The 25,461-nt window shown below is 57.8% G+C and carries 33 protein-coding genes; 32 read left to right on the top strand and 1 reads right to left on the bottom strand.

Features of this window, described 5'->3' with window-relative positions; all coding sequences use genetic code 11:
* Nucleotides 1-131 precede the first annotated feature (131 nt).
* The 3 genes from rpoC (at nucleotide 132) to QE435_RS22170 (ending at nucleotide 6,529) form a co-directional block, all read left to right on the top strand.
* On the top strand, nucleotides 132-4,340 hold the full coding sequence (gene rpoC, locus QE435_RS22180) for a DNA-directed RNA polymerase subunit beta' (RefSeq protein ID WP_309771209.1): 4,209 nt from the start codon (nucleotides 132-134) through the stop codon (nucleotides 4,338-4,340).
* A gap of 260 nt (nucleotides 4,341-4,600) precedes the next feature.
* Nucleotides 4,601-6,184 (top strand): ABC-F family ATP-binding cassette domain-containing protein, encoded by a 1,584-nt coding sequence (locus QE435_RS22175; RefSeq protein ID WP_349042665.1) that lies wholly within the window; start codon nucleotides 4,601-4,603, stop codon nucleotides 6,182-6,184.
* A 129-nt stretch (nucleotides 6,185-6,313) separates the two neighbouring features.
* Nucleotides 6,314-6,529 (top strand): TSUP family transporter, encoded by a 216-nt coding sequence (locus QE435_RS22170; RefSeq protein WP_349042934.1) that lies wholly within the window; start codon nucleotides 6,314-6,316, stop codon nucleotides 6,527-6,529.
* Nucleotides 6,530-6,573: 44 nt separating this feature from the next.
* Here QE435_RS22170 and QE435_RS22165 read toward each other — a convergent pair whose 3' ends face one another.
* Nucleotides 6,574-6,867, bottom strand: coding sequence for a transcriptional regulator (locus QE435_RS22165; RefSeq protein ID WP_349042664.1), 294 nt, complete (start codon nucleotides 6,865-6,867; stop codon nucleotides 6,574-6,576).
* 555 nt (nucleotides 6,868-7,422) lie between these two features.
* Between QE435_RS22165 and rpsL the strand changes: the two genes are divergently transcribed.
* The 29 genes from rpsL to rpsK all read left to right on the top strand — a co-directional run bounded on the left by rpsL (nucleotide 7,423) and on the right by rpsK (nucleotide 25,390).
* Nucleotides 7,423-7,794 carry a 30S ribosomal protein S12 gene (rpsL, locus tag QE435_RS22160; RefSeq protein ID WP_003507760.1) on the top strand — a complete coding sequence of 124 codons (372 nt, stop codon included), beginning with the start codon at nucleotides 7,423-7,425 and terminating at the stop codon, nucleotides 7,792-7,794.
* A 76-nt stretch (nucleotides 7,795-7,870) separates the two neighbouring features.
* The gene (gene rpsG, locus QE435_RS22155; protein ID WP_062425165.1) at nucleotides 7,871-8,341 is read left to right on the top strand and encodes a 30S ribosomal protein S7; all 471 of its coding nucleotides are present in this window, start codon (nucleotides 7,871-7,873) and stop codon (nucleotides 8,339-8,341) included.
* Nucleotides 8,342-8,374: 33 nt separating this feature from the next.
* Nucleotides 8,375-10,474 carry an elongation factor G gene (gene fusA, locus QE435_RS22150; protein WP_306933251.1) on the top strand — a complete coding sequence of 700 codons (2,100 nt, stop codon included), beginning with the start codon at nucleotides 8,375-8,377 and terminating at the stop codon, nucleotides 10,472-10,474.
* A gap of 65 nt (nucleotides 10,475-10,539) precedes the next feature.
* Entirely contained in the window at nucleotides 10,540-11,715 is a 1,176-nt protein-coding gene (gene tuf, locus QE435_RS22145; RefSeq protein ID WP_349042663.1) for an elongation factor Tu, read from the top strand.
* Between the two features lie 419 nt (nucleotides 11,716-12,134).
* Complete coding sequence (gene rpsJ, locus QE435_RS22140) at nucleotides 12,135-12,443, top strand: 30S ribosomal protein S10 (protein WP_003507767.1); 309 nt, start codon at nucleotides 12,135-12,137, stop codon at nucleotides 12,441-12,443.
* 171 nt (nucleotides 12,444-12,614) lie between these two features.
* Nucleotides 12,615-13,256 carry a 50S ribosomal protein L3 gene (gene rplC, locus QE435_RS22135; protein WP_306933247.1) on the top strand — a complete coding sequence of 214 codons (642 nt, stop codon included), beginning with the start codon at nucleotides 12,615-12,617 and terminating at the stop codon, nucleotides 13,254-13,256.
* A gap of 12 nt (nucleotides 13,257-13,268) precedes the next feature.
* On the top strand, nucleotides 13,269-13,889 hold the full coding sequence (gene rplD / locus QE435_RS22130) for a 50S ribosomal protein L4 (protein WP_296038476.1): 621 nt from the start codon (nucleotides 13,269-13,271) through the stop codon (nucleotides 13,887-13,889).
* The gene (locus QE435_RS22125) at nucleotides 13,886-14,179 is read left to right on the top strand and encodes a 50S ribosomal protein L23 (protein WP_027677427.1); all 294 of its coding nucleotides are present in this window, start codon (nucleotides 13,886-13,888) and stop codon (nucleotides 14,177-14,179) included. The genes rplD and QE435_RS22125 overlap by 4 nt, the downstream gene beginning before the upstream one ends.
* Before the next feature lie 44 nt (nucleotides 14,180-14,223).
* Nucleotides 14,224-15,060, top strand: a complete 837-nt coding sequence (gene rplB, locus QE435_RS22120) for a 50S ribosomal protein L2 (RefSeq protein WP_062427534.1) — start codon at nucleotides 14,224-14,226, stop codon at nucleotides 15,058-15,060.
* A 15-nt stretch (nucleotides 15,061-15,075) separates the two neighbouring features.
* Nucleotides 15,076-15,354, top strand: a complete 279-nt coding sequence (gene rpsS, locus QE435_RS22115; protein WP_027677425.1) for a 30S ribosomal protein S19 — start codon at nucleotides 15,076-15,078, stop codon at nucleotides 15,352-15,354.
* A 2-nt stretch (nucleotides 15,355-15,356) separates the two neighbouring features.
* Complete coding sequence (gene rplV, locus QE435_RS22110) at nucleotides 15,357-15,746, top strand: 50S ribosomal protein L22 (RefSeq protein ID WP_306933243.1); 390 nt, start codon at nucleotides 15,357-15,359, stop codon at nucleotides 15,744-15,746.
* Nucleotides 15,746-16,477: a 30S ribosomal protein S3 gene (rpsC, locus tag QE435_RS22105; protein ID WP_296038473.1), complete on the top strand. Its 732-nt coding sequence runs from the start codon at nucleotides 15,746-15,748 to the stop codon at nucleotides 16,475-16,477. The genes rplV and rpsC overlap by 1 nt, the downstream gene beginning before the upstream one ends.
* Before the next feature lie 38 nt (nucleotides 16,478-16,515).
* Nucleotides 16,516-16,929, top strand: coding sequence for a 50S ribosomal protein L16 (rplP, locus tag QE435_RS22100; protein ID WP_027677422.1), 414 nt, complete (start codon nucleotides 16,516-16,518; stop codon nucleotides 16,927-16,929).
* Between the two features lie 12 nt (nucleotides 16,930-16,941).
* Nucleotides 16,942-17,142 (top strand): 50S ribosomal protein L29, encoded by a 201-nt coding sequence (rpmC, locus tag QE435_RS22095; protein WP_027677421.1) that lies wholly within the window; start codon nucleotides 16,942-16,944, stop codon nucleotides 17,140-17,142.
* Nucleotides 17,143-17,153: 11 nt separating this feature from the next.
* Nucleotides 17,154-17,390 (top strand): 30S ribosomal protein S17, encoded by a 237-nt coding sequence (gene rpsQ / locus QE435_RS22090; RefSeq protein WP_027677420.1) that lies wholly within the window; start codon nucleotides 17,154-17,156, stop codon nucleotides 17,388-17,390.
* 234 nt (nucleotides 17,391-17,624) lie between these two features.
* Nucleotides 17,625-17,993, top strand: coding sequence for a 50S ribosomal protein L14 (gene rplN, locus QE435_RS22085; protein ID WP_027677419.1), 369 nt, complete (start codon nucleotides 17,625-17,627; stop codon nucleotides 17,991-17,993).
* Nucleotides 17,994-18,005: 12 nt separating this feature from the next.
* Nucleotides 18,006-18,314, top strand: coding sequence for a 50S ribosomal protein L24 (rplX, locus tag QE435_RS22080; protein WP_062427531.1), 309 nt, complete (start codon nucleotides 18,006-18,008; stop codon nucleotides 18,312-18,314).
* Nucleotides 18,307-18,864 carry a 50S ribosomal protein L5 gene (rplE, locus tag QE435_RS22075; protein WP_062427530.1) on the top strand — a complete coding sequence of 186 codons (558 nt, stop codon included), beginning with the start codon at nucleotides 18,307-18,309 and terminating at the stop codon, nucleotides 18,862-18,864. The genes rplX and rplE overlap by 8 nt, the downstream gene beginning before the upstream one ends.
* Nucleotides 18,865-18,897: 33 nt before the next feature.
* Nucleotides 18,898-19,203: a 30S ribosomal protein S14 gene (rpsN, locus tag QE435_RS22070; protein WP_062427529.1), complete on the top strand. Its 306-nt coding sequence runs from the start codon at nucleotides 18,898-18,900 to the stop codon at nucleotides 19,201-19,203.
* Between the two features lie 12 nt (nucleotides 19,204-19,215).
* Nucleotides 19,216-19,614 carry a 30S ribosomal protein S8 gene (rpsH, locus tag QE435_RS22065; protein ID WP_309771207.1) on the top strand — a complete coding sequence of 133 codons (399 nt, stop codon included), beginning with the start codon at nucleotides 19,216-19,218 and terminating at the stop codon, nucleotides 19,612-19,614.
* 42 nt (nucleotides 19,615-19,656) lie between these two features.
* Nucleotides 19,657-20,190, top strand: coding sequence for a 50S ribosomal protein L6 (gene rplF, locus QE435_RS22060; RefSeq protein WP_062427527.1), 534 nt, complete (start codon nucleotides 19,657-19,659; stop codon nucleotides 20,188-20,190).
* A 12-nt stretch (nucleotides 20,191-20,202) separates the two neighbouring features.
* On the top strand, nucleotides 20,203-20,565 hold the full coding sequence (gene rplR, locus QE435_RS22055; RefSeq protein WP_062427526.1) for a 50S ribosomal protein L18: 363 nt from the start codon (nucleotides 20,203-20,205) through the stop codon (nucleotides 20,563-20,565).
* A gap of 128 nt (nucleotides 20,566-20,693) precedes the next feature.
* Nucleotides 20,694-21,263, top strand: a complete 570-nt coding sequence (gene rpsE / locus QE435_RS22050; RefSeq protein ID WP_027677412.1) for a 30S ribosomal protein S5 — start codon at nucleotides 20,694-20,696, stop codon at nucleotides 21,261-21,263.
* A gap of 11 nt (nucleotides 21,264-21,274) precedes the next feature.
* On the top strand, nucleotides 21,275-21,481 hold the full coding sequence (gene rpmD / locus QE435_RS22045) for a 50S ribosomal protein L30 (protein WP_062440744.1): 207 nt from the start codon (nucleotides 21,275-21,277) through the stop codon (nucleotides 21,479-21,481).
* A 16-nt stretch (nucleotides 21,482-21,497) separates the two neighbouring features.
* Nucleotides 21,498-21,977 (top strand): 50S ribosomal protein L15, encoded by a 480-nt coding sequence (gene rplO, locus QE435_RS22040; protein ID WP_306933230.1) that lies wholly within the window; start codon nucleotides 21,498-21,500, stop codon nucleotides 21,975-21,977.
* 341 nt (nucleotides 21,978-22,318) lie between these two features.
* Nucleotides 22,319-23,659, top strand: a complete 1,341-nt coding sequence (gene secY / locus QE435_RS22035; RefSeq protein WP_306933228.1) for a preprotein translocase subunit SecY — start codon at nucleotides 22,319-22,321, stop codon at nucleotides 23,657-23,659.
* Nucleotides 23,656-24,270 (top strand): adenylate kinase, encoded by a 615-nt coding sequence (locus tag QE435_RS22030; RefSeq protein ID WP_306933226.1) that lies wholly within the window; start codon nucleotides 23,656-23,658, stop codon nucleotides 24,268-24,270. The genes secY and QE435_RS22030 overlap by 4 nt, the downstream gene beginning before the upstream one ends.
* 224 nt (nucleotides 24,271-24,494) lie before the next feature.
* The gene (gene rpsM, locus QE435_RS22025; protein ID WP_306933224.1) at nucleotides 24,495-24,863 is read left to right on the top strand and encodes a 30S ribosomal protein S13; all 369 of its coding nucleotides are present in this window, start codon (nucleotides 24,495-24,497) and stop codon (nucleotides 24,861-24,863) included.
* 137 nt (nucleotides 24,864-25,000) lie between these two features.
* A complete protein-coding gene (rpsK, locus tag QE435_RS22020; protein ID WP_062427519.1) occupies nucleotides 25,001-25,390 on the top strand; it encodes a 30S ribosomal protein S11 in 390 nt (129 codons plus the stop codon).
* The last annotated feature ends 71 nt before the right edge of the window (nucleotides 25,391-25,461 follow it).

Raw genomic sequence — 25,461 nt, 5'->3', positions numbered from 1 at the left:
ATGCGTGTTCGTGGGTGGACACTTTCGCCGCATTTTGCGGATAGATCCATGTTTGAAGCATTGGCCGATCAGCCCGGGAAAGATCGCGCCAGATGCAAGCAAGGGGCTCCATCCCCTTAAGGAGACAAGGCATGAACCAAGAGGTCATGAATCTTTTCAACCCGCAGGTGCCCGCGCAGCATTTCGATTCCATCCGGATTTCGATCGCTTCGCCGGAAAAAATCCTGTCGTGGTCCTACGGCGAGATCAAGAAGCCGGAAACCATCAACTACCGTACGTTCAAGCCTGAGCGTGACGGCCTGTTCTGCGCGCGCATTTTCGGACCAATCAAGGACTATGAGTGCCTGTGCGGTAAGTACAAGCGCATGAAGTACAAGGGCATCATCTGCGAAAAGTGCGGCGTCGAAGTCACGCTGTCGCGCGTTCGCCGTGAGCGTATGGGCCATATCGAGCTTGCCGCTCCGGTTGCCCATATCTGGTTCCTGAAGTCTCTGCCTTCGCGTATCTCGACGCTGCTCGACATGACGTTGAAGGATGTAGAGCGCGTTCTCTACTTCGAAAACTACATCGTGACCGAGCCTGGCCTGACTTCCCTGAAGCAGAACCAGCTTCTGTCCGAAGAAGAGTACATGATCGCCGTCGATGAATTTGGTGAAGACCAGTTCACGGCCATGATCGGTGCTGAAGCGATCTATGAAATGCTCGCTTCGATGAACCTTGAAAAGATCGCTGGCGATCTGCGTTCTGATCTGGCTGAGACCACCTCGGATCTCAAGCAGAAGAAGCTGATGAAGCGCCTGAAGATCGTCGAGAACTTCATGGAATCCGGCAACCGTCCGGAATGGATGATCATGAAGGTCGTTCCGGTGATCCCGCCGGATCTTCGTCCGCTGGTGCCGCTGGATGGCGGTCGCTTTGCGACGTCTGACCTCAACGATCTCTATCGTCGCGTCATCAACCGTAACAACCGTCTGAAGCGTCTTATCGAGCTTCGCGCACCGGGCATCATCATCCGCAACGAAAAGCGTATGTTGCAGGAATCCGTTGACGCGCTGTTCGACAACGGTCGTCGCGGTCGCGTCATCACGGGTGCCAACAAGCGTCCGCTGAAGTCGCTCTCCGACATGCTCAAGGGCAAGCAGGGCCGCTTCCGTCAGAACCTTCTTGGCAAGCGCGTCGACTATTCCGGCCGTTCGGTCATCGTGACCGGTCCGGAACTGAAGCTGCACCAGTGCGGCCTGCCGAAGAAGATGGCGCTCGAACTGTTTAAGCCGTTCATCTATGCCCGCCTTGACGCCAAGGGGTACTCCTCCACTGTCAAGCAGGCGAAGAAGCTGGTTGAAAAGGAAAAGCCGGAAGTCTGGGATATCCTCGACGAGGTCATCCGCGAGCATCCGGTTCTTCTGAACCGCGCACCGACGCTGCACCGTCTGGGCATCCAGGCTTTCGAACCGACGCTGGTCGAAGGCAAGGCAATCCAGCTGCATCCGCTCGTCTGCACGGCGTTCAACGCCGACTTCGACGGTGACCAGATGGCCGTGCACGTTCCGCTGTCGCTTGAAGCGCAGTTGGAAGCACGCGTGCTGATGATGTCGACCAACAACATTCTGCACCCGGCAAACGGCGCACCGATCATCGTTCCTTCGCAGGACATGGTTCTCGGCCTCTACTACCTCTCGATCATGAATGAGCGCGAGCCCGGCGAAGGCATGGCCTTCTCCGACATGGGCGAGTTGCATCATGCTCTGGAAAACAAGGTCGTGACGCTGCACGCGAAGATCCGTGGCCGCTTCAAGACCATGGATGCCGACGGCAAGCTGGTTTCCAAGATCTATGAAACGACGCCTGGACGCATGATCATCGGCGAACTTCTGCCGAAGAACGTGAACGTGCCGTTCGAGACCTGCAACCAGGAAATGACCAAGAAGAACATCTCCAAGATGATCGACACGGTCTACCGTCACTGCGGTCAGAAGGACACGGTCATTTTCTGCGACCGCATCATGCAGCTCGGCTTTACCCATGCCTGCCGCGCCGGCATTTCGTTCGGCAAGGACGACATGATCATTCCGGACACCAAGGCAAAGATCGTTGGCGACACCGAATCCCTGGTGAAGGAATACGAGCAGCAGTACAATGATGGTCTCATCACCCAGGGCGAAAAGTACAACAAGGTTGTCGACGCCTGGGGTAAGGCGACTGAAAAGGTCGCCGAAGAAATGATGGCGCGCATTAAGGCTGTGGAATTCGATCCGGAAACGGGCCGCCAGAAGCCGATGAACTCCATCTACATGATGAGCCACTCGGGCGCCCGCGGTTCACCGAACCAGATGCGTCAGCTCGGCGGTATGCGTGGTCTTATGGCCAAGCCATCGGGCGAAATTATCGAAACGCCGATCATCTCGAACTTCAAGGAAGGCCTGACCGTTAACGAGTACTTCAACTCGACTCACGGCGCCCGTAAGGGTCTTGCAGACACCGCCTTGAAGACGGCGAACTCCGGTTACCTGACACGTCGTCTCGTTGACGTTGCGCAGGACTGCATCGTCAACTCGCGTGATTGCGGCACCGACAAGGGCCTCACCATGACTGCCATCGTCGATGCCGGTCAGGTCGTTGCTTCGCTCGGCGCACGTATTCTCGGTCGTACATCGCTCGACGACATCGACAACCCGGTCACTGGCGAGAACATCGTCAAGGCTGGCACGCTGATCGACGAAGCCGACGTTGCTGTCATCGAGAAGGCTGGTATCCAGTCCGTCCGTATCCGCTCGGCTCTGACCTGCGAAATCCAAGTCGGTGTTTGCGGCGTCTGCTACGGTCGTGACCTTGCACGCGGTACGCCTGTCAACATGGGCGAAGCCGTGGGCGTTATCGCGGCTCAGTCGATCGGTGAGCCAGGCACGCAGCTGACCATGCGTACGTTCCACCTTGGTGGTACGGCCAACGTGGTTGACCAGTCGTTCCTGGAAGCGTCCTACGAAGGCACGATCCAGATCAAGAACCGCAACATCCTCCGCTCGTCGGAAGGTGTCCTCATCGCCATGGGCCGCAACATGTCGGTTACCATTCTCGATGAGCGTGGCGTCGAGCGTTCTTCGCAGCGCGTCGCCTACGGTTCGAAGCTGTTCGTGGATGATGGCGACAAGGTCAAGCGCGGTCAGCGTCTTGCAGAGTGGGACCCTTACACCCGTCCAATGATGACGGAAGTGGAAGGTACGGTTCACTTCGAAGATCTGGTCGATGGTCTTTCCGTCCTCGAAGCGACCGACGAATCCACCGGTATCACCAAGCGTCAGGTTATCGACTGGCGTTCGACGCCACGTGGTTCGGATCTGAAGCCTGCGATCGTCATCAAGGATGCGTCCGGCGCAGTTGCCAAGCTGTCTCGTGGCGGCGAAGCCCGCTTCCAGCTCTCGGTGGATGCTATTCTGTCGGTCGAGCCTGGTCAGAAGGTCTTCCAGGGTGACGTGCTTGCGCGTTCGCCGCTGGAAAGCGCCAAGACCAAGGACATCACCGGTGGTCTGCCGCGCGTTGCTGAACTCTTCGAAGCGCGTCGTCCGAAGGATCACGCTATCATCGCTGAAATCGATGGTACGATCCGTCTCGGCCGCGACTACAAGAACAAGCGCCGCGTTATGATCGAGCCTGCGGAAGATGGCGTCGAGCCAGTCGAATACCTGATCCCGAAGGGCAAGCCCTTCCACCTTCAGGAAGGCGACTACATCGAGAAGGGCGAGTACATTCTCGATGGTAACCCGGCACCGCACGACATTCTGGCGATCAAGGGCGTGGAGGCACTCGCTTCCTACCTCGTGAACGAAATCCAGGAAGTCTATCGTCTGCAGGGCGTTGTCATCAACGACAAGCACATCGAAGTCATCGTTCGTCAGATGCTGCAGAAGGTTGAGATCACGGATGCCGGCGACAGCCAGTACATCGTGGGCGACAACGTCGACCGCATCGAGATGGAAGACAACAACGATCGTCTGATCGAAGAAGGCAAGAAGCCTGCCTATGGCGAACCGGTTCTTCTCGGTATCACCAAGGCATCGCTGCAGACGCCGTCCTTCATCTCGGCTGCTTCGTTCCAGGAAACCACCAAGGTTCTCACGGAAGCTGCTATTGCCGGCAAGACGGACACGCTGCAGGGCCTCAAGGAAAACGTCATCGTTGGCCGCCTCATCCCGGCTGGTACCGGCGGCACCATGACGCAGATCCGCCGCATCGCGACGACCCGCGACGACCTCATCATCGAGGAGCGCAAGAAGAGCACTGGCTCTGCTTCCGCAAACCAGATGCTGCAGGACATGACGGACAAGGCACCGGCCGCCGAGTAAGGCAGTCATCGCAGGCACCTCGTGAGAGGGGCTCGCTCGTGGAGATACAAACGCCCGGAGCAATCCGGGCGTTTTTTGTTTTTGCACGGTGGCCCCAGATCGCCGGATTCCTTCTTGGAGGGCGGCGCAAATTGATGTGACTTGAACGATAGGGTTAACGGCCCTATCTTGAGGGCACTTCAATAGAGGAGACATGACGACGATGGATTTGACACTCGCAACCACTTTCCCTTTGGTTCTGCAGCGAGATGTTTTGTCCCATGGCTTCGTCGATTTCTCTTTCCGGTCTGTCTTGCATCAAGTCTGACGGCAAACCGCTTTTCGCCAACATCGACTTCAGTTTTACCTGTGAGCGCATCGGGCTCGTCGGGCGCAACGGCGTGGGCAAAACGACGCTCTTGCACGTGATTGCCGGTGACATGATGCCCTATGCCGGTCGCGTTTCTGTGTCTGGCGCGGTTGCGCTGATGCGCCAGGACGGGATGACCCGGCCCGATGCGACGCTTGCGGATCTCTTCGGTTTGCGGGAGGCGCTGGCGCTGCTCGACCGTGCGGCCGCGGGGCAGGCGAGTGTCGACGAACTAGCCGAAGCGGACTGGACGGCTGGCGCCAAGATGGAAGCGGCGCTCGAGCACTACGGTCTTTGCGCGGCTCCAGATACGCCGCTTGCTACGCTTTCGGGCGGGCAGCGCGTGCGGGCTGCACTCGCGGCGATCACCATGGCCGAGCCGGATTTTCTTTTGCTCGACGAGCCGACGAATAATCTCGACCGGGCAGGGCGGGACATGGTGGTCGAGCTTGTCCATCACTGGCGGCGCGGCGCCATCGTCGTCAGCCATGATCGTGAATTGCTGGAAGAGATGGATGCGATCGCCGAACTGACAACCCTTGGCATGTCCCGATATGGAGGGAGTTACAGCGCGTATCGTGCGCTCAAGCAGTTGGAACTGGATGCGGCGGCACATGACCTGTCGCATGCGGAAAGGGCAGGTCGTGAGGCGGCGCAACGCGCGCAGCAAGCCGCCGAGCGGAAAGCACGCAAGGACAGTGCTGGGGCAAAGAGCCGGAGTAGAGGCGATCAGCCGAAGATATTGATGGATGCAGCGAAGGGGCGGGCGGAAGCATCTGGTGGAGCAGGTGCGCGCTTGCGCGACGCCCGACGTGAGGCGGCGGAGGCAGCGCTGTCCTCCGCACGGTCCCGAATAGAAGTGCTTCAGCCGATCCGGATGGACATTTCCTCAACCAGCCTGGTCGCGGGCAGGATTGTTTTGCGGCTCGACGGCGTCTCAGGCGGATACGATCGATCGCAGCCCGTCATCCGCGACCTCTCCATGGCCATCACTGGGCCGGAACGCGTTGTGCTTGCAGGACCGAATGGAAGCGGGAAGACCACACTGCTGAAGATGATCTGTGGCGAGATGGCACCTTTCGAGGGCGTGGTGGACATGCGGGTCCCGTTTGCCGTTTTGGACCAGCATGTCCAGTGTGTTCGTGACGACCTGACCTTGCTCGAGAATTTCCGCCAGACCCATGCATCCGCGCTCGATGAAGAGGCTTATGCGGCTCTTGCCCGGTTCAAATTTCGTGCGGATGATGCGTTACGCGAGGCTGCCAGTTTGAGCGGCGGCGAACGCTTGCGGGCGGGGCTTGCCTGCACGCTTGGCGCCGTGACACCGCCGCAACTGCTGATCCTCGACGAGCCGACCAATCATCTCGACCTGGAAGGGATCGCTGCCCTCGAGGCGGCTCTGGCAGCCTATGACGGAGCCATCCTGGCCGTCAGTCACGACGACGCGTTCGTGAGGGCGCTTTCGCCAGATAGGGTCATCCAGTTGGATCGATAGAGCCCCCGTGCGTCCTATTGGACGTGCAAAGGATACGCTATTTCTCAGACCCCGAGCATTGTGCTTTGAGAAAATCGGCACTGATTTTCAAACCGGTGCTGTCGCTTCTTTGAGTTTCATGCGGACACCATATCTACGATTGCGTTGACGATCGGGCTCGTTTCGCACGGCGCATTTCATCTGGGAGAGGCGGGGTTGTCGGCTCTGGCTGTCTTGCCGGCACTGCTCGGCATGGTCGCGGGACAACGTCTTAGAAAGACACTTAGCCCGGCGACGTTCAAGCGCTGCTTTCTGGTGATGCTGGCCTTGCTCGGGCTGGAGATGATACTGCGAAGCGTCTGGTGACGGAGGAGAGGAGGGCGCGCGCTATCGCACGCCCCCATCGATTTTCAAGCAAAGCGGATGATCGAGACTTCGCCTTCCAGGGCGCCCTGATAGGCGGAAGCATGGGGTTCTTCGTCCGGCACTTCGGTGATCATGCCGATCTGGTCGAGGTCGGCTTCGAGAAAGCCTTCTTCCGACAGTGCATTCAAGGCTTCGCGCACGGCGGTGTCGTCGTCCGGTGCCTTGAGAATAACGTGGATGTCGATGCCGTCTTCGCCTTCGCGCTCATAGGCCTTGCCGATGATGACGAAGACCATAGCCTCGTCGCGTCCATTGTCGTTGTCGGGTTCGGTGATCATGACGCGATTCCTTTTGTCTTTGGTGGAGGGTGCCAGAGGTGAATCCATCTGACGTCTACGCCTGCCACGTGGTGCGTCCATCGCGACCCTGATCTTGGGCCGAATGGTGCTTCAAGGGAATCAATAGACGGCTTTTGTGAAAAGCCAAAGGGCGGAAGGTGAAAAACGATGGTGAGGGCAGGGGCTTTGTGATAAAAGCCTTTCAATATCCCGTAATGCAAGGCGTTCTCGCCCGCAGCGCGGGGACAAAATTCGGATTCACCCTTGACGAAAGCGGGCTAAGACAGTAGTACGCCCGCCATCGGAGCCGATGTGAAGTCTGGCCATCTGGGACGACTCGTCCTGGAGATCACTTCAAACAGGGGTCCAAAACACGTACGAGACACGAATGTTGCACGCAAGACGTAATCTTTACGTCCTCTGCTCTTGGTGGTCCATCCGTGGAAACCGGATCGGGCCACGTTTTGCGCATGAGGCTATGCGTGCTTCGTTGCCGGAAACGGTGTAACCGCCACCCGAAAGGTGGCTAAAGTAGTTTTTGCAAGGGATGGTTATATGCCTACCGTAAACCAGCTGATCCGTAAGCCGCGTCAGGCACAGGTAAAGCGCAACAAGGTTCCTGCTCTGCAGGAAAACCCACAGAAGCGTGGCGTTTGCACCCGCGTTTACACGACGACCCCAAAGAAGCCGAACTCGGCTCTTCGTAAGGTTGCCAAGATCCGCCTCACCAACGGCTTCGAAGTCATCGGTTACATTCCTGGTGAAGGTCACAACCTTCAGGAACACTCCGTTGTCATGATCCGTGGCGGCCGCGTCAAGGACTTGCCGGGCGTTCGTTACCACATCATCCGCGGTGTTCTCGATACCCAGGGCGTCAAGAACCGCAAGCAGCGCCGTTCGAAGTACGGTGCGAAGCGTCCGAAGTAATTCGGCAATAACAATTCGGCGCTGCGCGAGGTTCTCCGCGTGGTATAGCGTCAATAACAAATGAGAGACAAAGAGTATGTCCCGTCGCCATAGTGCAGAAAAGCGTGAGATCAATCCGGACCCGAAGTTCGGCGATCTGGTCGTCACCAAGTTCATGAATGCCATCATGCTTCACGGCAAGAAGTCTGTCGCCGAAAGCATCGTTTACGGCGCGTTCGACGCCGTGCAGGGCAAGACGAAGCAGGAGCCGCTCGGCGTGTTCCATTCCGCTCTCGACAACGTCGCCCCGCATGTTGAAGTCCGTTCTCGCCGCGTTGGTGGTGCGACATACCAGGTTCCGGTCGACGTTCGTCCGGAGCGCCGTCAGGCTCTCGCCATCCGTTGGCTGATCGCTGCTGCGCGCAAGCGCAACGAAACGACCATGGTCGATCGCCTCTCCGGCGAACTCATGGACGCTGCGAACAACCGCGGATCTGCTGTCAAGAAGCGTGAAGACACGCACAAGATGGCTGACGCTAACCGCGCATTCTCGCACTACCGCTGGTAATCTCAACGGTCGAAGATCGAAAGGCAGTCCATTATGGCTCGCGAATATAAAATCGAAGATTACCGTAACTTCGGTATCATGGCGCATATCGACGCCGGTAAGACGACCACCACCGAGCGTATTCTTTACTACACCGGTAAGTCGCACAAGATCGGTGAAGTTCACGATGGCGCAGCCACGATGGACTGGATGGAGCAGGAGCAGGAGCGTGGTATCACGATCACTTCTGCTGCTACCACGACCTTCTGGAAGGGTCGCGATGGCAAGATGCGCCGTTTCAACATCATCGACACCCCCGGCCACGTCGACTTCACCATCGAAGTCGAGCGTTCGCTGCGCGTTCTCGACGGCGCTATTGCGCTGCTCGATGCCAACGCCGGTGTTGAGCCGCAGACGGAAACCGTCTGGCGTCAGGCAGAGAAGTACAACGTTCCGCGTATGATCTTCTGCAACAAGATGGACAAGACGGGCGCTGACTTCTACCGCTCGGTAGAAATGATCAAGACCCGCCTCGGTGCCACCGCTGTCGTCATGCAGCTGCCGATCGGCGCTGAAACGGAATTCAAGGGCGTTGTCGACCTGATCGAGATGAATGCTCTCGTTTGGCGTGATGAATCGCTCGGCGCCCAGTGGGACGTCGTCGAAATTCCAGAAGACATGAAGGCCAAGGCTGAAGAATATCGCGAAAAGCTGATTGAGACCGTTGTCGAGATCGACGAAGAAGCGATGGAAGCTTACCTCGAAGGCAACTACCCGGACAACGACAAGATTCGCGAACTCGTTCGTCGCGGCACCATCGACGTGAAATTCCACCCGATGTTCTGCGGTACCGCGTTCAAGAACAAGGGCGTTCAGCCGCTTCTCGACGCTGTTGTCGATTACCTGCCTTCTCCGCTGGATATCCCTGCGATCAAGGGCATCGACTTCAAGACGGAAGCCGAAATCGAGCGTCACGCTGATGATTCCGAGCCGCTGTCCATGCTCGCGTTCAAGATCATGAACGACCCCTTCGTCGGTTCGCTCACCTTCGCACGCATCTACTCGGGCAAGCTCGAAAAGGGTACGTCCGTCATGAACACGGTCAAGGACAAGCGCGAGCGCGTCGGCCGTATGCTGCAGATGCACTCCAACTCGCGTGAAGACATCGAAGAAGCCTATGCTGGCGACATCGTTGCGCTTGCTGGCCTCAAGGAAACCACCACGGGTGACACGCTCTGCGATCCGCTGAAGCCTGTTATTCTCGAGCGTATGGAATTCCCTGAGCCGGTCATCCAGATCGCGATCGAGCCGAAGACCAAGGGCGACCAGGAAAAGATGGGCCTCGCGCTGAACCGCCTGGCAGCTGAAGATCCTTCGTTCCGCGTCAAGACGGACGAGGAATCCGGTCAGACGATCATCGCCGGCATGGGCGAACTTCACCTCGACATCATCGTCGACCGTATGCGTCGCGAGTTCAAGGTTGAAGCCACCGTTGGTGCTCCGCAGGTTGCTTACCGCGAAACGATCACCAAGTCGCACGAAGAAGACTACACGCACAAGAAGCAGTCCGGTGGTACCGGTCAGTTCGCGCGCGTCAAGCTTCTGTTCGAACCGAACCCAGAAGGCGAAGACTTCAAGTTCGAATCCAAGATCGTTGGCGGTGCTGTTCCGAAGGAATACATCCCAGGCGTTCAGAAGGGTATCGAAAGCGTTCTGTCTTCCGGTCCGCTTGCTGGCTTCCCGATGCTCGGCGTCAAGGCAACGCTTCTCGATGGTGCATACCACGACGTTGACTCGTCTGTTCTGGCGTTCGAAATCGCATCGCGTGCCTGCTTCCGTGAAGCAGCGAAGAAGGCTGGCGCACAGCTTCTCGAGCCGATGATGAAGGTCGAAGTCGTGACCCCTGAAGATTACGTCGGTGACGTGATCGGCGATCTGAACTCGCGTCGCGGTCAGATCCAGGGTCAGGAATCGCGTGGCATCACCATCGTGATCAGCGCTCACGTTCCGCTGGCTAACATGTTCAAGTACGTCGACAACCTTCGTTCGATGTCTCAGGGCCGTGCACAGTATTCGATGACCTTCGATCACTATGCGCCGGTTCCGAGCAACGTTGCTGCCGACATCCAGGCAAAGTACTCCGGTCAGAAGTGATCGGGGTACGCCCCAAACGAGATTTAGAGTTTATTCCCGCTTAGGGACAAGATGGAGAGCCACTAATGGCAAAGAGCAAGTTTGAGCGGAATAAGCCGCACGTCAACATCGGCACGATCGGTCACGTTGACCACGGCAAGACGTCTTTGACTGCGGCGATCACGAAGTACTTCGGCGAGTTCAAGGCGTATGACCAGATCGACGCGGCTCCTGAAGAGAAGGCTCGTGGTATCACGATTTCGACGGCGCACGTTGAGTATGAGACGCCGAACCGTCACTACGCTCACGTTGACTGCCCCGGCCACGCCGACTACGTGAAGAACATGATCACCGGTGCAGCGCAGATGGACGGCGCGATCCTGGTTTGCTCTGCTGCTGACGGCCCGATGCCGCAGACGCGCGAGCACATCCTGCTTGCTCGCCAGGTTGGCGTTCCGGCGATCGTCGTGTTCCTCAACAAGGTTGACCAGGTTGACGATGCAGAACTTCTCGAGCTCGTCGAGCTTGAAGTTCGCGAACTTCTGTCGTCCTACGACTTCCCGGGCGACGATATTCCGATCGTCAAGGGTTCGGCACTTGCCGCTCTTGAAGATTCCGACAAGAAGATCGGCGAAGACGCAATCCGCGAGCTGATGGCTCAGGTTGACGCCTACATCCCGACGCCTGAGCGTCCGATCGACCAGCCGTTCCTGATGCCGATCGAAGACGTGTTCTCGATCTCTGGCCGTGGTACGGTTGTGACGGGCCGCGTTGAGCGTGGTATCGTCAAGGTTGGTGAAGAAGTCGAAATCGTCGGCATCCGTGCGACGTCGAAGACGACTGTTACCGGCGTTGAAATGTTCCGCAAGCTGCTCGACCAGGGCCAGGCTGGCGACAACATCGGTGCACTGGTTCGTGGCGTACAGCGCGAAGGCGTTGAGCGTGGTCAGATCCTTTGCAAGCCAGGTTCGGTCAAGCCGCACAAGAAGTTCATGGCAGAAGCCTACATCCTGACGAAGGAAGAAGGCGGCCGTCATACGCCGTTCTTCACGAACTACCGTCCGCAGTTCTACTTCCGTACGACTGACGTTACCGGTATCGTTTCGCTTCCAGAAGGCACGGAAATGGTTATGCCTGGCGACAACGTGACTGTTGCCGTTGAGCTGATCGTTCCGATCGCGATGGAAGAAAAGCTGCGCTTCGCGATCCGCGAAGGCGGCCGTACCGTCGGCGCCGGCATCGTTGCTTCGATCATCGAGTAATCGATGACCGACGATGCCGTAAGCTTGCCGACGGCACTTAAGATTGCAGATGGCGCGTAAGCGCGATCTGCAGACGGCGCTGGCATCGTCGCCTCGATCGTCGGGTAATCTCGACGTCTGAAATTCTACCTGGCGGCGGTGCAAACACACCGCCGTCAGTTGTTTGATGAAAAAGCGTATCGGCGCTGCACTTTTAGTGCTTGAAAATTTCGGTGAAAGCGCGTAAACGCGCACTCACGTTCACCGCTGGATTCGCGATGCTTCGCGGTTCCCGGTGATTTCGCAATACAGACTACTGAAATGATTGGGGTGCGCCTTTCGCATTCCTCTCGATTTTTGAAAATCTGCGGCGCCACGATTAACTAGGTTCATGTATTTCCGCGTGCGGAAATCAATAATGAAGAACAAGGACAAGACGAATGAACGGCCAGAATATCCGTATCCGCCTCAAGGCGTTTGACCACCGGATCCTCGATGCCTCTACCCGTGAAATCGTGTCGACCGCCAAGCGCACCGGCGCCAGCGTTCGCGGCCCGGTTCCGCTGCCGACCCGCATTGAAAAATTCACTGTCAACCGCTCTCCCCACGTGGATAAGAAGAGCCGTGAGCAGTTCGAAATGCGGACGCACAAGCGTCTTCTCGATATCGTTGACCCCACCCCGCAGACTGTTGACGCGCTGATGAAGCTCGACCTCGCTGCTGGCGTTGACGTGGAAATCAAGCTCTAAGACCTCGGCCTGACCTTGCGAAAGTAAGGGCCGATATAACAAGGAAGGTACGTGGAGCAATCCAACGTCTTCCAATCCGGAGACCGGAAACATCGTGAGATGTCGAAGGGAACTCCCTAACAAAGGCCGAGCAGGGGGTTTCCCTTCAAGGCTCGCAAGAGGATTGAACCAATGCGTTCAGGTGTGATTGCACAGAAAGTGGGAATGACCCGCGTCTACAACGACGCTGGTGAGCATATTCCCGTAACGGTCCTGCGTCTGGATAACCTACAGGTTGTAGCCCAGCGTACGGAAGACAAGAATGGCTATACCGCAGTTCAGCTCGGTGCCGGCCAGTCCAAGGTCAAGAACACGACAAAGGCGCTGCGTGGCCATTTCGCCGCTGCTAATGTCGAGCCGAAAGCAAAGCTCGTCGAATTCCGGGTCTCCACCGAGAACCTGATCGACGTCGGTGCAACACTGACCGCAAATCATTTTCAAGCCGGCCAGCTGGTCGACGTAACCGGAACGACCATCGGTAAGGGTTTTGCCGGTGCGATGAAGCGTCACAACTTCGGTGGTGGCCGCGCTTCGCACGGTAACTCGATCTCTCACCGTGCGCACGGTTCTACGGGTTCCAACCAGGATCCGGGCCGCGTGTGGAAGGGTAAGCGCATGGCTGGTCATATGGGCCAGACCCGCGTCACCACCCAGAATCTGGAAGTGGTTTCGACCGATGAGGATCGCGGTTTGATCCTCGTGAAGGGCGCCGTTCCCGGTTCCAAGGGTTCCTGGATCATCGTCCGCGACGCCGTCAAGTCGGCTGCGAAGTAAGGGAGCCTCATCATGGAATTGAACGTCACGACCCTCGAGGGAAAAGACGCCGGCAAGGTAGCCCTGTCGGACGAAATTTTCGGCCTCGATCCACGCCAGGACATCCTGGCCCGCGTTGTGCGCTGGCAGCTTGCTAAGAAGCAGCAGGGCACGCACAAGACCAAGAACCGTTCGGAAGTTTCCCGCACGGGTGCAAAGATGTACAAGCAGAAGGGTACGGGCCGCGCTCGTCACCATTCGGCTCGCGCACCGCAGTTCCGCGGCGGCGGCAAGGCCCACGGCCCAGTCGTTCGCAGCCACGCTCACGACCTTCCAAAGAAGGTTCGCGCGCTCGGCCTGCGTCTCGCCCTGTCTGCAAAGGCAAAGGCTGAAGAACTGATCATTGTCGATCAGCTGATTGCATCGGACGCAAAGACAAAGGCTCTGCTGGGCAACTTCGCTTCGCTCGGCCTGACCAACGCTCTCGTTATCGGCGGCGCAGAACTTGATGGCAACTTCAAGCTCGCAGCTCAGAACATCCCGAATGTGGACGTTCTGCCGGTACAGGGCATCAATGTTTACGACATCCTGCGCCGTGGCAAGCTCGTGCTTTCCAAGGCTGCTGTAGAGGCTCTGGAGGAGCGGTTCAAATGACGGATCTTCGCCACTACGATGTGATCGTGTCTCCCTCGATCACGGAAAAGTCGACGCTGGTATCCGAACAGAACCAGGTCGTATTCAACGTCGCCAAGGACGCTTCCAAGCCTGAAATCAAGGCTGCCGTGGAAGCTCTCTTCGGCGTCAAGGTCACGGGTGTGAACACGCTTATCCGCAAGGGTAAGACGCGCCGTTTCCGTGGATTCGCTGGCAAGCAGAAAGACGTCAAGAAGGCGATCGTGACACTTGCTGAAGGTCAATCCATCGACGTGTCCACCGGACTCTAAAGGTTAGGCCCAAGCGGGCAAAGACCCAAAAGGGAACAAATACAATGGCATTGAAAAGTTTCAATCCGACCACACCTAGCCAGCGTCAGCTGGTTATTGTGGACCGCGCTTCGCTCTACAAGGGCAAGCCGGTAAAGGCTCTTACACAGGGCCTCAGCTCGAAGGGTGGCCGTAACAACCAGGGCCGGATCACCGTTCGTTTCCAGGGCGGCGGTCACAAGCGGACCTACCGTCTGGTTGACTTCAAGCGTCGTAAGTTCGACGTTGAAGGTACGGTTGAACGTCTGGAATATGACCCTAACCGCACCGCATTCATCGCGCTCGTGACATACACGGACGGCGAACAGGCTTACATTCTCGCGCCACAGCGTCTCGCTGCTGGTGACAAGGTGATCGCCTCCGACAAGGCAGTGGACGTAAAGCCCGGCAACACCATGCCGCTGCAGTTCATTCCGGTCGGCTCGATCATCCATAACGTCGAGATGAAGCCGGGCAAGGGCGGTCAGATCGCTCGCTCCGCCGGTACCTATGCACAGCTCGTTGGCCGCGATGCCGGCATGGCGATCCTGCGTCTCAACTCCGGTGAACAGCGTCTGGTGCACGGCTCTTGCCTCGCATCGATCGGTGCTGTTTCCAACGCTGACCACGGCAACATCAACGACGGCAAGGCCGGTCGTTCGCGTTGGCGCGGCAAGCGTCCGCATGTTCGCGGCGTTGTCATGAACCCGGTCGACCACCCGCACGGTGGTGGTGAAGGTCGCACGTCCGGTGGTCGTCATCCAGTGACGCCATGGGGCAAGCCCACCAAGGGCAAGCGTACCCGCTCGAACAAGTCGACTGACAAGTTCATCATGCGTTCGCGCCATCAGCGCAAGAAGTAAGAGAGGAAGTCTCAAGTGGCTCGTTCAGTATGGAAAGGTCCGTTTGTTGACGGCTATCTTCTCGCTAAGGCTGAGAAGGTGCGCGCAGGCGGACGTAGTGAAGTAATCAAGATCTGGAGCCGTCGCTCCACGATCCTGCCGCAGTTCGTTGGTCTGACCTTCGGTGTTTACAACGGCAGCAAGCATGTACCCGTCTCTGTCAACGAAGACATGGTCGGTCACAAGTTCGGTGAATTCTCTCCGACCCGGACCTATTACGGTCATGGCGCGGACAAGAAGGCAAAGAGGAAGTAATCATGGCGAAGGCTAAGACCGAACGCCGGCTGAAGGACAACGAGGCTCAGGCCGTTGCCCGTACGCTTCGCGTCAGCCCCCAGAAACTGAACCTGGTTGCCGCTCTTATCCGTGGCAAGAAGGTTGATCGCGCTCTCGCCGAGCTCGAGTTCTCGCGCAAGCGTATCGCTTCCACCGTCAAGAAGACGCTGGAATCGGCTATCGCAAACGCCGAAAACAACCATGACCTCGACGTCGACACGCTCGTCGTCGCCGAGGCCTATGTTGGCAAGTCCATCACCATGAAGCGTTTCCACGCTCGTGGCCGTGGCCGTGCATCGCGCATCGAAAAGCCGTTCTCGCACCTCACGATCGTTGTTCGTGAAGTCGAGGAAAAAGGGGAGGCCGCATAATGGGTCAGAAAATTAATCCAATCGGCTTCCGCCTGGGCATCAACCGTACGTGGGACAGCCGTTGGTACGCTGACACTGCCGAGTACGGCAATCTTCTGCATGAAGACCTCGCTATCCGTGCCTACCTCGTGAAGGAACTGAAGCAGGCTGGTATTGCAAAGGTTGTTATCGAGCGCCCACACAAGAAGTGCCGCGTTACGATCCACTCCGCTCGTCCGGGCCTCATCATCGGCAAGAAGGGCGCTGACATCGAGAAGCTTCGCAAGAAGATCTCCGAGATGACCAGCTCCGAAACGCACCTCAACATCGTTGAAGTGCGCAAGCCGGAAGTCGACGCAACGCTCGTTGCACAGTCGATCGCCCAGCAGCTGGAACGCCGCGTGGCTTTCCGTCGCGCCATGAAGCGCGCCGTACAGTCCGCTCTGCGCCTTGGCGCAGAAGGCATCAAGATCACCTGCGCAGGCCGTCTCGGCGGGGCGGAAATCGCTCGTACCGAATGGTACCGCGAAGGCCGCGTTCCGCTTCACACGCTGCGTGCAGACATTGACTACGGTACGGCTGAAGCCGAAACCGCATTCGGCATCTGCGGCATCAAGGTCTGGATCTTCAAGGGCGAAATCCTTGAGCACGATCCTATGGCGTCCGAGCGTCGTGCGCTCGAAGGCGATGCTCAGGGTCCTGCAAGCCGTGAGCGTGGCGATCGCAACGATCGTCGTCGCGAAAACGCTTGATTGACGCTGGCGAAAGATAAGCTCGGAGAAGTAAGAAAATGTTGCAGCCAAAGCGTACTAAGTACCGCAAGCAGTTCAAGGGACGCATCAAGGGCGTCGCCAAGGGCGGCTTTGACCTGGCATTCGGTGAATTCGGCTTGAAGTCGCAGGAACCGAACCGCGTGAATGCACGCGAGATCGAAGCGGCCCGCCGCGCGATCACGCGTTACATGAAGCGCGCAGGTCGCGTTTGGATCCGTGTATTCCCCGATACTCCGGTTACGGCTAAGCCGACCGAAGTTCGTATGGGTAAGGGCAAGGGTTCGGTTGATTACTGGGCATGCAAGGTCAAGCCCGGTCGTATGATGTTCGAGATCGACGGTGTTTCCGAGGAGATCGCCCGCGAGGCGCTTCGTCTCGGCGCTGCCAAGCTCTCGGTCAAGACGCGCTTCGTACAGCGCATCGCAGAGTAAGGAGCAAGGCACATGAAAGCCGAAGATATTCGCGGCCTCAGCGCCGACCAGCTCAAGGACAAGTTGGCTGACCTGAAGAAGGAACAGTTCAACCTGCGTTTCCAGAAGGCCACCGGCCAGCTGGAAAAGTCCTCGCGCATCAACGAAGTCCGTAAGGACATCGCCCGGATCAAAACCATTGCTGCCCAAAAGGCCGCAGAAGCCAAGGCCTAAGGAAGAATACTATGCCTAAACGCATTCTCCAGGGCGTCGTTGTATCCGACAAGAACGAGAAGACTGTCGTAGTTCGCGTTGAGCGCCGATTCGCTCACCCGCTGCTGCAGAAGACCGTTCGCCGTTCGAAGAAGTACAAGGCGCACGACGAAAACAATCAATACAAGGTCGGCGATGTGGTTTCCATTGAGGAATGCGCACCGATCTCCAAGGATAAGCGCTGGACGGTGGTTGCCGCTCACGCTTAATTTCAACGGAATCGCGCCAGGTCTATTGCACTTGGCGCGAAAATCTGTATGAAGCAGCGCAAGGACGCTCGTAACCCGAGCGTCTTTTGCTTTGATGCGCACGGAAGGTCCCTTTGGGAAACCACCCTGGCAAGTTTCTTCCGCGCAAAAACAGAGATTTCATAAGCTGGAACAGGGGGCGGCATCCATGATGTTCGCCCAACCGGTCCGGTAACAACAAGAAGGCGACCTGACATGATTCAGATGCAAACAAACCTCGACGTGGCGGATAATTCCGGCGCACGTCGTGTCATGTGCATCAAGGTGCTGGGCGGCTCCAAGCGCAAGTACGCTTCCGTGGGCGACATTATCGTCGTTTCCATCAAGGAAGCTATTCCGCGCGGCCGCGTCAAGAAGGGCGACGTGATGAAGGCGGTTGTTGTGCGTACCGCCAAGGACATCCGCCGCGCCGACGGCAGCGTCATCCGTTTCGATAACAACGCAGCTGTTCTTATCGACAACAAGAAAGAGCCGATCGGCACCCGTATCTTCGGACCGGTTCCTCGCGAGCTTCGCGGCAAGAACCACATGAAGATCATCTCGCTGGCTCCAGAAGTACTGTAAGGAGCACGAGCGATGCAGAAGATTCGTAAAGGCGACAAGGTTGTCGTATTGACCGGTAAGGACAAGGGCCGTACCGGCGAAGTAATCCAGGTAATGCCGAAGGAAGACCGTGCTGTTGTGCGTGGCGTCAATATGGTGAAGCGTCACCAGCGCCAGACCCAGAGCCAGGAAGCCGGCATTATCAACAAGGAAGCATCCTTGCACATCTCCAACATTGCCATCGCCGATAAGGATGGCAAGCCGACCCGCGTTGGCTTCAAGGTTGTAGAAGGCAAGAAGGTCCGTGTGGCCAAGCGTTCGGGAGAAGTCATCGATGGCTGAGACCAAGTACGAACCGCGTCTCAAGACGGAATACGTCAACCGTATCCGCGGCGCCATGCAGGAGAAGTTCTCCTACGCTAACGTCATGATGATCCCGAAGCTGGATAAGATCGTGATCAACATGGGTGTGGGTGAGGCGACTGCCGACTCCAAGAAGCCCACGGTTGCTGCAGGCGATCTGGCTGCGATTGCAGGTCAGAAGCCGGTCGTAACCCGCGCCCGCAACTCGATTGCTGGCTTCAAGGTTCGCGAAGGCATGCCTATCGGTGCGAAGGTTACTCTTCGCGGCGCACGCATGTACGAATTCCTTGATCGTCTGGTCAACATCGCGCTTCCGCGCGTTCGCGACTTCCGGGGCCTGAACCCGAAGAGCTTTGACGGCCGTGGCAACTTCGCCATGGGCATCAAGGAGCACATTGTGTTCCCAGAAATCAACTACGACAAGGTTGATCAGATGTGGGGCATGGACATCATCGTTTGCACGACGGCTCCGACCGACGACGAAGCACGGGCTCTTCTGACAGAGTTCAACTTCCCGTTCCGTCAGTAACCGTAACGACGAGCGTAGAAAAGGAACTCCGATATGGCGAAAACAAGCGCAGTTGAAAAGAACAAGCGCCGCCGCAAGACAGTTGCCTCCCAGGCCGGCAAGCGTGCCGCCCTCAAGGCCATCGTCATGAACCAGTCCCTTCCGATCGAAGAGCGGTTCCAGGCAACTCTGAAGCTCGCTTCGCTGCCGCGTGACGGCTCGAAGACGCGTATCCGCAACCGCTGCGAAGTAACGGGCCGTCCGCGCGCGTTCTATCGCAAGCTCAAGATGTCGCGTATCGCGCTTCGTGAGCTGGGCAATTCCGGCAAGGTGCCGGGCATTGTCAAGTCGAGCTGGTAAGGAGACGGGCACATGACCATGACTGATCCTTTGGGTGATATGCTCACCCGCATCCGCAATGGTGCTTCCCGTCGCAAGTCTTCGGTTAGCACGCCAGCTTCCAGCCTCCGCGCACGCGTTCTCGATGTGCTGCAGGCTGAAGGCTACATCCGCGGTTATTCCAAGGTCGAGTTTGAAAACGGCAAGTCCGAGTTCAACATCGAGCTGAAGTACTACGAAGGTGCGTCGGTGATCCGTGAGATCGGCCGCGTATCCAAGCCGGGCCGCCGAGTTTATGTCTCGGTCAAGTCCATTCCGCAGGTCGCGAACGGCCTCGGCATCACCATCCTTTCGACACCGAAGGGCGTGATGGCCGATCACCAGGCTCGCGAACAGAACGTTGGTGGCGAGGTTCTCTGCTCGGTCTTCTAAGGCCGAGCAAGGATCTCCGTAACGGACAGACAGGATAGAAATATGTCTCGTATCGGTAAAAAGCCCGTTCAGGTTCCCGCAGGTGTGACGGCCAACGTTGAAGGCCAGAAGATTACTGCCAAGGGTCCGAAGGGCGAACTGTTCTTCGTCGCAAATGACGATATCCAGCTCAAGCTGGAAGACAACGGCGTTTCGGTACAGCCGTCCAACAACACCAAGGAAGCTCGTTCCAAGTGGGGCATGTCCCGCACGATGATCGAGAACATCTTCAAGGGTGTTAAGGATGGCTACGAGCGCAAGCTCGAAATCAACGGCGTCGGTTACCGTGCCGCCATGCAGGGCAAGAACCTGCAGCTGGCTCTCGGTTTCTCGCATGACGTCGTTTACGAGCCGCCGCAGGGCATCACCATCGCCGTGCCGAAGCCGACGGAAATCATCGTTTCCGGCATCAACAAGCAGCAGGTCGGTCAGGTTGCCGCGGAAATCCGCGAATACCGTGGTCCCGAGCCCTACAAGGGCAAAGGCGTCAAGTACGCTGAAGAACGGATCGTCCGCAAAGAAGGCAAGAAGAAGTAAGGAACTCGCGAAATGGCTAGCAGGAAAGAAGCACTTGCACGTCGTGCGAACCGTGTACGCCGCCAGCTCAAGGCGGTTGCTAACGGTCGCCCGCGCCTGTCGGTTCATCGCTCGTCGAAGAACATCTACGCTCAGATCATCGATGATGTTGCAGGCAAGACGCTCGCGTCTGCCTCCACGCTCGAAGCCGATCTGCGCTCGTCGCTGAAGACCGGCGCTGACGTTGCGGCTGCTGCCGTCGTTGGCAAGCTGGTTGCCGAGCGCGCCGGCAAGGCTGGCGTCAAGGATGTCGTATTCGACCGTGGCGCATTCATCTATCACGGCCGCGTCAAGGCCCTGGCAGATGCTGCCCGCGAAGGCGGTCTGAACTTCTAAGACTTTATCCACCCGGGCGCATGGCGCACCGGGTGGATTTTCACCGGGCCAACCGGACTTCAGCAATGGAGCCGGAGGGCCTACTTTCGTTTGCCGTTCGATACCGGAAAAGAAAAAGGAAAAGGACAATGGCACAGGAAAAAAGAGGTTCTCGCGACGATCGCCAGAACCGCGAAGAACGCGATAGCGAATTCGTCGACAAGCTGGTCGCGATCAACCGCGTTGCAAAGGTTGTTAAGGGTGGCCGTCGTTTCGGCTTCGCCGCTCTCGTCGTCGTTGGCGACCAGAAGGGCCGCGTTGGCTTTGGTCACGGCAAGGCTCGTGAAGTTCCAGAAGCAATCCGCAAGGCAACTGAAGCTGCCAAGCGCGATCTGATCTTCGTTCCGCTGCGCGATGGCCGCACGCTGCACCACGACGTCAACGGTCGCCACGGCGCAGGCAAGGTTCTGCTTCGCTCCGCCAAGGCTGGTACCGGTATCATCGCTGGTGGTCCGATGCGCGCTGTTTTCGAAACGCTCGGCGTTCACGACGTTGTTGCCAAGTCCACGGGCTCTTCGAACCCGTACAACATGGTTCGCGCAACGTTCGACGCTCTGAAGCATCAGGTTCATCCGAAGGACATCGCTGCTCAGCGCGGTCTGAAGTATGCAACCCTTCAGGCACGTCGCGTCGCATCCGGCGTCGCTTCTGAAGAGTAAGGATCTGGATCATGGCCAAGAATACAACTGAAGCCAAGAAGACTGTTACGGTTGAACAGATCGGCAGCCCAAATCGCCGCCCGGAGATCCAGCGTCAGACGCTGATCGGCCTGGGTCTTAACAAGATGCACCGTCAGCGCACGCTGGAAGATACGCCTTCTGTTCGTGGCATGATCCGTGCGGTCCAGCATCTCGTTCGCGTCGTTGACGAGAAGTGAGACGGAGGAACCTATCATGAAACTCAATGAAATCAGAGACAACGAAGGCGCCACCAAGGACCGTATCCGCGTAGGTCGCGGTATCGGCTCCGGCAAGGGCAAGACCGGTGGTCGCGGCGTCAAGGGTCAGAAGGCTCGTTCGGGCGTTGCCATCAACGGCTTCGAAGGCGGTCAGATGCCAATCTACCGTCGTCTGCCGAAGCGCGGCTTCAACAACATTTTCGCTTCCGAATACGTGACCGTTTCGCTCGGCCGCGTTCAGGCTGCGATCGATGCTGGCAAGCTCGACGCCAAGGCAACGGTCGATGCCGCTGCTCTCAAGGCTGCTGGCGTGATCCGTCGTCCGAAGGACGGCGTGCGCATTCTGGCCGATGGCGAGCTGACGGCAAAGGTCGCTTTCGAAGTTGCCGGCGCTTCCAAGCCTGCGCTTGAAAAAATCGAGAAGGCTGGTGGCTCCATCAAGCTTCTCGTTGTTGCACCGGAAGCTTCCGAGTAATATATGATGTCTGAACGCCCGGGGTGTTTCGCCCCGGGCGTTTCTCTTTACGCTACGTAAGTCTTTGAAAATCTAATCGATTTGACGGAAATGCGCAGCGACTCATTGCGACTTGCCATGTCTCGCGCTCAAAATGCCGCAGCATGCAGCGCAAGTGAGAGCCTCACAGTCCTTGAACTCCCTTAGGGGAGGGGATAGGACATACGAAAACAAGGGTGAGGCATGATTGCGGCGTAACAGTCGCTTTCCGTCCGAAGCCCGGTTTTTGAACCAGTATCTTTATGGACCCTGCCGGAGACGCCGTTCACCGTGCTGCTGGACAGGGTCATGCGGAGAATTTTATGGCTTCAGCAGCGGAACAACTGGCCTCAAACCTGAATTTTTCGACCTTCGCCAAGGCTGAAGATCTGAAAAAGCGCCTCTGGTTTACCCTTGCCGCACTTCTCGTCTATCGCCTCGGCACGCATATTCCGCTTCCCGGTCTGAACCCGGAAGCCTATGCCCAGGCATTTCGCGGTCAGGCGAACGGCATTCTCGGTCTCTTCAACATGTTTGCGGGCGGCGCCGTCGAGCGCATGGCGATCTTCGCGCTCGGCATCATGCCTTACATCTCCGCTTCGATCATCGTGCAGCTGATGACCTCGGTCGTGCCGTCGCTGGAAGCGTTGAAGAAGGAAGGCGAAGCAGGCCGCAAGATCATCAACCAGTATACCCGCTACGGCACGGTCCTGCTCGGTACGCTCCAAGCGTATGGCATTGCCGTTGGTCTCGAAAGCGGTGCTGGCCTCGTTGTCGATCCGGGTTTGTTCTTCCGTGTCTCTACCGTGCTGACGCTGCTTGGCGGCACGATGTTCCTGATGTGGCTCGGTGAACAGATCACCTCGCGCGGTATCGGTAACGGTATTTCGCTGATCATCTTCGCGGGTATCGCTGCAGGTCTGCCGAAGGCTCTGGCCGGTACTCTGGAACTTGGCCGTACCGGTGCGCTGTCCACGACCCTGATTCTCACCGTTGTTGTCGTCGCAATCCTGGTGATCGCGCTGATCGTCTTCGTCGAACGCGCCCAACGCCGTCTGCTGATCCAGTATCCGAAGCGTCAGGTTGGTAACCGCATGTTCCAGGGCGATACGTCGCACCTGCCGCTGAAGCTGAACACTGCCGGTGTTATCCCTGCGATCTTCGCGTCTTCGCTGCTGCTCCTGCCAGCGACTGCTGCGGGCTTTACCAACAGCACGAACCTTCCGTCCTGGGCGACGACGATTATTGCGTCTCTCCAGCACGGCCAACCGCTCTTCATGCTGTTCTACGGCCTGCTGATTGCGTTCTTTGCCTTCTTCTACACGGCGATCGTGTTCAATCCGAAGGACACGGCAGATAACTTGAAGAAGCATGGCGGTTTCATCCCCGGCATTCGCCCGGGTGAGCGCACGGCAGAGTACATTGACTACGTGCTGACACGCATCACGGTCGTCGGCGCCATTTATCTTGTCTTCGTTTGTATCCTTCCTGAGACACTTATTGCCCGTACAGGCATACCGTTAGCCCTTGGTGGTACTTCGCTTTTGATCGTAGTCAGTGTAACTCTGGATACTGTTGCGCAAATCCAGGGCCACCTGATTGCTCAGCAATATGAGGGGCTGATCAAGAAATCGAAACTGCGTGGAGGAAAGAGGGGACGATGAGACTGATATTTTTGGGACCGCCAGGTGCAGGCAAGGGAACACAGGCCAAGCGTCTGACGGACAAGTACGGCATTCCGCAGCTTTCCACCGGCGATATGCTGCGTGCGGCTGTCACTGCTGGAACGGACATCGGCAAGCGCGCCAAGGCGGTGATGGATGCCGGTGGTCTCGTGTCGGACGATATCGTCAACCAGATCGTGTCCGAGCGGATCGAGCAGGCTGACTGTGCTAATGGATTCATTCTCGATGGCTACCCGCGCACCGTGCCGCAGGCCAAGGCTCTGAGCGAGAACCTGCAGCAGAAGAATATTCAGTTGGATGCGGTCATCGAGCTCAAGGTCGACGAGGAGGCGTTGGTGCGCCGAATCGAAAACCGCGTTGCCGAGACGGTTGCGGCTGGCGGCACCGTTCGCTCGGACGACAATCCGGAAGCATTCCGCAAGCGCCTCTCCGAATATCGCGAGAAGACTGCGCCTCTTTCCGAGTATTACCGCGAGCAGGGCGAACTCGTCGTGCTGGACGGCATGGCCGATGTGGATGCGGTGACCGCCGCAATCGCTGGCGCCTTGGAAAAGGATAACAGCCCGGCAGCTTCTGCTGCACGGATCTAAAGAATCTTGGCGGGGCCGGTTGCTTTTTTGAACCGATTCCGTTAAACACCGCGCCAACTCGCGACAACCCAAGCGACTGGCGCGGATTTTCCTTTAGGGAAGGAAGATCCGGGTTCGGTCGTTTTGACTTGTGACGAACAGGAATTTGAACTGGCGGCAGCATCGTGCCGCTCAAATGGAAGCACCACTTGCCGGATGGCAACTGGAACGCAAGGAGAATAGACGTGGCACGTATCGCTGGCGTCAACATCCCGACGGCTAAGCGCGTTGTTATCGCTTTGACCTATATTCACGGGATCGGTCCGAAATTCGCGCAGGAAATCATGGACAAGGTCGGTCTCGCAGCCGACAAGCGCGTTCATCAGCTGACGGACGCTGAAATCCTTCAGATCCGCGAAACCATCGACCGCGACTATCAGGTCGAGGGTGATCTTCGTCGCGAAACCGCGATGAACATCAAGCGTCTTATGGACCTCGGTTGTTACCGTGGCCTGCGCCACCGCCGCGGCCTTCCGGTTCGCGGTCAGCGCACGCACACCAACGCTCGTACCCGTAAGGGTCCGGCGAAGGCTATCGCGGGCAAGAAGAAGTAATTTTCCGTTTATGCGGAAGGGGAGGCTGGTGCGAACCGCGCCAGCCTTTCTGAGTTTGGCGCGATGCTCGCAAGCGGGTTGAGTGCCGGTGTAGCCGCTGGTGTTACGGCGGTGAAGAGATCAATGAAAGGACTGTCATGGCCAAGGAAGCCGCACGCGTACGCCGTCGCGAACGCAAAAATATCACGTCGGGTGTAGCGCACGTCAACTCGACCTTCAACAACACGATGATCACCATCACCGACGCACAGGGCAATGCGATTGCCTGGTCGTCTGCTGGTGCCAAGGGCTTCAAGGGTTCGCGTAAGTCGACCCCGTTCGCTGCCCAGATCGCTGCTGAAGATTGCGCTAAGAAGGCTCAGGAACACGGCATGAAGTCGCTTGAGGTCGAGGTTTGCGGTCCGGGTTCGGGTCGTGAGTCCGCACTTCGCGCTCTGCAGGCTGCCGGTTTCCTCATCACTTCCATCCGCGACGTGACGCCGATCCCGCACAACGGTTGCCGCCCGCGCAAGAAGCGCCGCGTCTAACGCGTTCTGTCTGGAGGTTCCGCCTTTCCATCGGTTTGGCGGAATTTTCGCGTAATCGGCGTGTGGTTGCC

The sequence above is a fragment of the Agrobacterium sp. SORGH_AS 787 genome (assembly GCF_030819035.1).
Taxonomy (GTDB): Bacteria; Pseudomonadota; Alphaproteobacteria; order Rhizobiales; family Rhizobiaceae; genus Agrobacterium; species Agrobacterium larrymoorei_B.
The sequence above is the reverse complement of the archived record's forward strand: the minus strand, read 5'-3'. Positions and strand labels throughout refer to the sequence as shown.